Below are 1,628 nucleotides of genomic sequence, written 5' to 3'. Positions count from 1 at the left end.
GTTGGGCGGAGTTCCTGCGCAACGCCGGGCTCGTGTGGAGCCACGGTGTGCCGGTGGACTGGGCGAGCCTGTTCCCGCAGCGGCACGTGGTGGCGGATCTGCCGACGTATCCGTTCCAGCATGAGCGGTACTGGCTGGTCGCCGATGATGCGGTTGGCAGGACCGGTCATGGGTGGTTGGAGGCGCGGGTGCCGACCCCGGACGGCGTGGTGGCTTCGGGGTCGATCGGGCTGCGCCGTATGCCGTGGCTGGCTGATCACAGCGTCTCCGGTACGGTCCTGCTGCCCGGCACGGTGCTGCTGGAGGCGGTGTTGACGGCCGCCGGATGGGCCGGTCTGCCGGTGATCGAGGAACTGACGCTGCTGGCGCCGATCATCGTCACCGACGAACCGGTCACGGTGCAGATCACCATCGAGGACACGACGGTGACCGTGCGGTGCGAACGAGACGGCCAGTGGAGCGACCACGCCACCGGAACGCTCACCGCGACGGGCCGGGGAGCCGCCCCCGTCGTGGACCGGCCGGCCACCGCCGACCCGCTCGACACCGGCGACTTCTACGAAACGCTCAGCGCCCGCGGCTACGACTACGGGCCGGCCTTCCAGGGCCTGCAACGCCTGTGGCAGCACGACGGCGACCACTACGCCGAGATCGCGGTCGACGGCCTCAACTCCGACGGCTACCTGCTGCACCCAGCGCTGCTCGACGCGGCCATCCAGCCACTTGCCGCCGCGAGCGATCAGGTCGCGCTGCCCTTCTCCCTGCATGACGTGACACTGCACGGGCCGGGCGAGGCCGCCCGGACACACGTCACCGCCGACCGCCGGGTCACCGTCGCCTCGGCCGAGGGGATGCCGCTGCTGACCATCGGCCGGATCGTGCTGCGGCCCGCGGTCCTGCCGACCGAGATCCCGTTGCTGGCACTGCGCTGGCAGGCGGCCGAAGCCGTGCACGGCCCGGTGCTGTCCACGACCGTCCTGCGGTGCCCGCGGCCGGACGTGGAGGATCCGGCGGCGGCCGTCCACGAGGTGGTGGGTGCCGTGCACGACGCCTGCCGGCGGTGGCTGGCCACCGAGCCGGCTGACGACGAGCGGCTGGTGGTTGTCACCGAGCGTGCCGTCGTGGTGGACGGCATCGAGGATGTCGATCTGGTGCAGGCGCCGGTGTGGGGTTTGGTGCGGTCGGCGCAGGTCGAGCATCCGGATCGTTTTGTGCTGCTGGATGTTGATGTGTTCGACGACGGTCTGGTGCAGGAGGCGGTCGGTCGGGGGTCGCAGGTGGCGGTGCGTGACGGGTCGTGGTGGGCGCCGGTGACGGTGGCCGTGTCGCCGGCGGCGGTGGTGTTGCCGGATGGTGACTGGCTGGTGGATGTGGTCGGTGAGGGCGGGTCGTTCGATGCGGTGGCGGCGGTGGCCAGTGGTGCGGGTCGGGTGCCGTTGGCTCCCGGTGAGGTGCGGGTCGAGATTCGTGCCGCTGGGTTGAACCTGCGGGATGTCGTGTTGACGCTGGGCATGGTCGACCAGGTTGGGATCGGGTCGGAGGGTGCCGGGGTGGTGGTGGAGTCGGCGTCGGACGCGTTCCGGCCCGGCGATCGCGTGCTCGGCCTGTTTGGTGGTGCTTTCGGGTCG

The 1,628-nt window shown here is 71.1% G+C and carries 1 protein-coding gene; it reads left to right on the top strand.

Going from position 1 to position 1,628, the window contains the following annotated elements:
* Positions 1–53: 53 nt before the first annotated feature.
* The coding region (locus V6U77_RS29755; RefSeq protein ID WP_334610057.1) for a polyketide synthase dehydratase domain-containing protein at positions 54–1,628 on the top strand (1,575 nt) is incomplete at its 3' end.

This window comes from Micromonospora sp. CPCC 205546, assembly GCF_036902715.1.
Taxonomy (GTDB): domain Bacteria; phylum Actinomycetota; class Actinomycetes; order Mycobacteriales; family Micromonosporaceae; genus Micromonospora.
This window is presented reverse-complemented; position numbering and strand designations above follow the sequence as displayed.